4 protein-coding genes are annotated in these 5,863 nt (G+C 41.1%); all 4 read left to right on the forward strand.

Annotated elements, in window-relative coordinates:
* The coding region (locus AC1DSE_RS28735) for a helix-turn-helix domain-containing protein (RefSeq protein WP_477528593.1) at window positions 1-2,168 on the forward strand (2,168 nt) is incomplete at its 5' end.
* A 209-nt stretch (window positions 2,169-2,377) separates the two neighbouring features.
* Window positions 2,378-3,652 (forward strand): Gfo/Idh/MocA family protein, encoded by a 1,275-nt coding sequence (locus AC1DSE_RS28740; RefSeq protein ID WP_441882608.1) that lies wholly within the window; start codon window positions 2,378-2,380, stop codon window positions 3,650-3,652.
* 230 nt (window positions 3,653-3,882) lie between these two features.
* Window positions 3,883-4,911, forward strand: a complete 1,029-nt coding sequence (locus tag AC1DSE_RS28745; protein ID WP_477528594.1) for an S-layer homology domain-containing protein — start codon at window positions 3,883-3,885, stop codon at window positions 4,909-4,911.
* A 371-nt stretch (window positions 4,912-5,282) separates the two neighbouring features.
* Window positions 5,283-5,863, forward strand: a 581-nt coding sequence (locus AC1DSE_RS28750; RefSeq protein ID WP_477528595.1) for an NHL repeat-containing protein, incomplete at its 3' end; no start/stop codon positions are given.

Below are 5,863 nucleotides of genomic sequence, written 5' to 3' on the forward strand. Positions count from 1 at the left end.
GAAATGCACTGTACAGCGATAAAGATATCATCCAATTTATTAATATGAAGAAAAATGATGAGATCGTGGCGATTTTAGCAAGCAAGGTCATTGACAAGCACTTTCTGACACTAAAAGATATCGATAGCGTTTATCTTTACAATGCGGGGGCGGATTTGTTTTATTCTTCAAGGAGCGGTGAACGCCAATCAGCCTCTACCTTCTCAGATCAAGCGATTGTAGCGCTGCTAACCGATAAAAATTTTATAGCGGAGTATCGTGGTCGGCCTATTGTGACATCTGTAGAAGAAGCAACGCAATCGGCCGATACATGTTCCTATATCTTATTTGAACCGGGGGAGACATTATCGGGCTTGAAAAATGCTATTGTCGTCAACATTCGCACGAAAGCGCTTACGGAATCTATTCAAGCGATCAATGGCAATGACCCTGAAACGAAATCTTCTTTTTTAGTCGTTGATTCAAACGGCTCTATTCTAAGTAAGACGCTCACACCGGAGTTTGAGCATAATATGAGTGAAGTAGGCGGATTAAGCCAGCAAGTAAATGAACTTGTTGGAAGCAATAATCAGATACGAGAAATTGGGGGTATCAGCTATTTGGTATCCAGCAGTAAAAGCAACGCAAACAATTGGTACATTATGGGCCTTACTCCTGTAAAAGAAACGTTTAAGGATGTAATTCAAGCATCAATGGTGTCTGCGGGTATCGTAGTTGTTGTATTTATCATTTGCGCAATAATTTGTCTGTACTTGGCTCGCAGACTGAATCATCCGATTCAAACGATTACGAAAATTATTAACGGCGAAGCTTCTGAGAAAAACGATGTAGTCATTTCGAGAATGGAAGAATTTCAATTTATTTTGTCTGTATTCGAGTCTATGAAGGAGAGAAATCAACAGCTTGATAAAATAATCCATGAAGCAGGCTATGCGGTCAAACAAGACTTTCTTAATGCACTATTAAGTGATAGTACTACACACTCTATAGACCAAGTGCAGGAGAAACTACATGACATCAAACTGGATTATATCGCCACCAGTCAGTTGTGCATGTGTCTCATTAAAATCGATAATTACAGCCAATTTGTATCTGTGAATAGCCAGAAGGAACGATGGGCACTACGCTATGCTATTGTGAATATTGCAACAGAACTGGCAGCGGACTATGGTGTGTGCGAAATTTTCAGCAGTGAGCCCGATAAATTCGTAGTGATTATGGATTGTTCCACAGTAACCCAATATAAAGTGCTGCAGGAGAAAATAGAGCGTTACTTGCTCGAGGTACACAGTAATACACTTAAGTATCTTCGTATTTCTTTATCTATGGCGTACAGCACGATGTTTCAGGGGATTGAGCATTTACCTAGCATGTACAATAATATGAAGGGCTCCATTCTGTTGAAGATGCGCTACGGACATGGTTGTATTATTACTCCTTACATGATGGATGAAATCAACACAGATAATTTTCATATACCCGTCAAGAAAGAAGAGCAGTTGGTTGAGAAAGTACTCGAGGGCAATTATGAATCTGCTGCCGTAATCTATCAAAGTATTAGTCCAAAGTTATATCAATACACTTACGACGAAATTTTGTATTGCATTGTTCATTTGATTTACAGTGTTTACTCCAGTGTGCTAAGCAAGATGCCTGCAGTAAAGGATAGTCAGGATTTAACACTACAAAAGTTTTTGCGCGGGATTCAAAATGCAGAAGTGAGTACAGATATGGACAGCGTAATGGATTCATTTTTACAGAAGCTGTGTAATAAAGTGGAGGTTCTCAGGAACACTTCCAATAGTAATGATCATCTGATCCAACGTATTGTCGCAATTGTCGAGCAAGAATATTCCAACACAGAATTATGCCTGAGCTCTATCGCCGAAAAATTACGGTTATCATCTAACTATGTCGGCCATATATTCAAAACTGCACATGGGCAGTCTATTGCGCAGTATATTTTCGACACGCGAATGCAAAAACTGGACGAATATATGCGCAATACGCAGCTTCCTTTAACATCCATTATTGAAAAGGTGGGACTAGAGAGAAATAATTATTTTTACACGCGATTTAAAAAGCATTTTGGCATGTCTTTGAGTGATTACAGACTGCAGCTTGGGCAAGAGATAGATCATGAAAATGATATGCCATTTCAATATTAGTATCGTTCTGAAGAGCCTGATTCCATTGCGGATATTGGGCTTTTTTTTATTAACTTGAAAGTTATCAGATTGAATTCAGAGAAATGATATTAAATAGTAGTCGATTTGTATTACTTTTCGAAGAAATACAAACTTTTTATTATTTTCAAAATGGACGAACCTATTTAAGCTGATATTAACTAACAATAGAGATGGAGTGGAGCACAGGAATGAAAAAAATTACTGCTGTATTAATTGGAGCTGGACAAAGAGGGGGAGGTGCTTACGCTCCATATGCCTTGCAACATCCAGACGACATTCAATTCGTTGCCGTTGCGGATATCGATCCTGAGCGAATAGAGCGATTCCAAAAAGACCATGGTGTTCTGAATGAGAATTGTTACTCGAACTGGGAGGATCTGCTTGCAGGGCCGAAGCTAGCCGATGCGATTCTCATCTGTACTCAGGATAAAATGCACTATGAGCCTGCGCTGAAAGCATTGGAGAAAGGGTACCATGTGCTAATGGAAAAGCCGATGTCACCCGATCCAAGAGAATGTATTGTCATGGGGGAATATGCTGAGAAATATAATCGGGTATTTTCGATATGTCATGTACTTAGGTATACGGACTTTTTTTCAACAATCAAGCAGATTATTACGGAGGGAAAAATCGGCAAACTCGTTTCAATTCAACATACTGAAAATGTAGAACATCGTCACCAAGCACATAGCTTTGTAAGAGGTAACTGGAGTGATTCAGAGGTTTCGAGTCCAATGATTCTGGCAAAAAGCTGCCATGACATGGATATATTACAATGGCTTGTTGATGCAGATTGTACTAAGGTTTCATCTTTCGGCTCATTAACTCATTTCCGCAAAGAAAGTGCGCCGGAAGGCGCGCCTAAGTACTGTTTGGACGGTTGCCCGGTACAGGACAGCTGCCCTTATTATGCACCTAAAATGTATATTGAACGAGATGATTGGGTGGGTGAAGTGCTTCGCACGGTTGTTAGCAACGATACAAGTGATGAGGGAGTGCTTCGAGCACTGAAAAATGGGCCATATGGAAGATGCGTGTATCATTGCGATAACAATGTGGTCGATCATCAGGTAGTGAACATGGAATTTGCAAATGAAGTGACGGTTGCGTTCACAATGAGCGCATTTACTTATGAAGGCGGACGCTCGGTGAAGCTAATGGGCACTCATGGTCAGATCAGAGGCGATATGGAGAAGAATGTAATTGAAGTGACGAGCTTCGTTACTCGGGAGACGGAGACTATCACTTTGGATACGGACTTGGCAGGTCATGGCGGCGGTGATACAGGTATAATGAGCGATTTTGTACGTCTTGTTCGAAGTGATGGGAAGGAAGAAGGGCTTACAGGTGCAGGTGTCTCTGTAAAGAGCCATCTGATTGCTTTCGCCGCTGAAAAATCACGTTTGGAAAGCCGAGTTATTTTGATGGAAGATTATATCAATGAGTTAAAGAATAATAAATGATTATACCCTGATGAGAAGAATAATTAGGCAGTCAACAATAACAAGCTTTCAATGAAGTACTTTGTTTTTTGTTGCTACGAATGCATAGATTTTGTTGTTTTCTCCGATTTTTATAGTTTAGTTATGTAGGATTATCAACATATACTGATAGTAGTAAACGGTGAGAGAGTGGTCAAACATTAATAGGCTACTCTCGCACTCTTATCTTTGTTTACCGAAGGGATGGTTCAATGATGATCCGTAAATTACTTTTATGCAGCTTGGCATTATTTCTGTGTATATCCTGCTTGCCTCCGAGAACTACGTTTGCTGCGAATGATCAAGCATTTTCGCTATCCATCGAAGATACCGGTTCAAAGGCGAACCAAACCTTTCAAGTCAAAGTGAATGGAACAAATGTTATCGATTTGTACGCCTACGAAATTAATCTAACTTACGATTCGAAACGACTGCAGTTTGTGAGCGCGGACTTTGGAAAAGAAGGGTTCGGAGTAAGTCCGATTTTGAAAGAGAATACGATTCAGTTAGCGCATACACAAATAGGAAACACAGCAGGCAAGAAGGGGAATGTGACTCTGGCTACACTAACCTTTAAGGCAATTACTGCGGGATCGGCCGAAATTACACTTTCAAGTATGAAGCTCGTGGATTCCGAGTTAGAGTCGAAGGTTGTTTCAAGCCTTGGCAGTGTGAAAGTTGATGTGAAAAGCGACGGTTCTTCTGGCAGCGGATTAACTGACATTTCTAGTCACTGGGCGAAATTGTCTATCGAAGAAGCAGTTAAGTTAGGATTCATCACGGGGTATACTGATGGTACATTCCGACCGAATGCACAAACAACACGAAGTGAATTCGCAGTCATGTTGAGCCGTGCATTGAAACTGGAAGGCGTAGAAAAGKAGCTGCCTTTCAGAGATCTTAATAAGATTCCGGCTTGGGCTAGACCTTCCATTTCACGAACGATAGAAGCAGGAATTTTGAAGGGCTATGATGATAATACCTTCCGTCCGACACGTAATATTACCCGCACGGAAATGACGATAATGATCGTTCGTGCACTGGGGCTCAAGGTCGATCCGAACGCGAAGTTATCTTTTGCTGATGCAGACAAGGTAGCTGAGTGGGCAAGACCCTCTGTGGCCGCAGCGTATGAAGCGAAGCTCATTAAGGGGCGCGGGAAGAATCTCTTCGCACCGAATGAGAACGCCACGAGAGCGGAAGCGGTGGTCATGATCTTAGGGATGTTGGAACATAAATAATACGGCGAATTAATAGTGAAATGGTGAAGGATTAATTCAGGGCCAAAGCGGTCGGATCTTGAAGTTGTTGCTAGATTGATACTGGGTTAACTAAGAAGAGGGGGAGGCAAAAAAGCCTTCCCTTCTTTTTTATCGAAGAAGCCAATGATCAAAATCTCCGTTTTTTTATCAAAATGTCCACATAGYGCAAAATTAAGTCTCGTTTGTTCAAAGACTAATTTAGTTTGGGAGTTTATCATATCAGACAACACTATCATTTGTTGATTCGCGGGCGGGTAGAAGCTGATCTTAAATCAAATGATGAGCCAATTCATGATAGCGTTTGCTAACAAAAAAGTTAATCACTCAACTAAGGAAAAGAGGATTTAAATATGATCACAAACAAAACACCGCAATTAGGAAATACCGCACGCAGCTATGATCTTGTTCAAGGCTGGGCACAGCTTCCTGCTCACTTGGAGTTTGGCTATACACATGGAATCGTCGTAGATCAACAGGATAATGTCTATGTCTTTCATACAGGAAAACCCTCCATTTTCAAATTTGATCAGAACGGGGAGTTTCAAGCGGCTTGGGGCGAAGAGTTCGAGGGTGGCGCACACGGATTTTATCTTCATAAGGAGCAAAATAGCGAATACCTTTATATCACAGACACAGCTCGCGGTAATGTTGTGAAAATGGATTTGAGCGGAAAGCACTTATTGACATTGGGAACACCTGATCGTCCTGATATTTATAACGAGGAGCTTAAATATGTCCCTACAGATGTAGCCGTTTCGGCAAATGGTGATATTTATGTATCCGATGGTTATGGACAAAGCTGGATTCATCAATATACAGCAGCAGGAGAATCTATCCGTTCGTGGGGTGGGAAAGGTACGGAACTAGGACAATTGAATTGCCCGCATGGTATTTCGATTGATATTCGCAGTGGGATAGAAGAAGTTTATGT

It is taken from the genome of Paenibacillus sp. 01L418, from assembly GCF_056400045.1.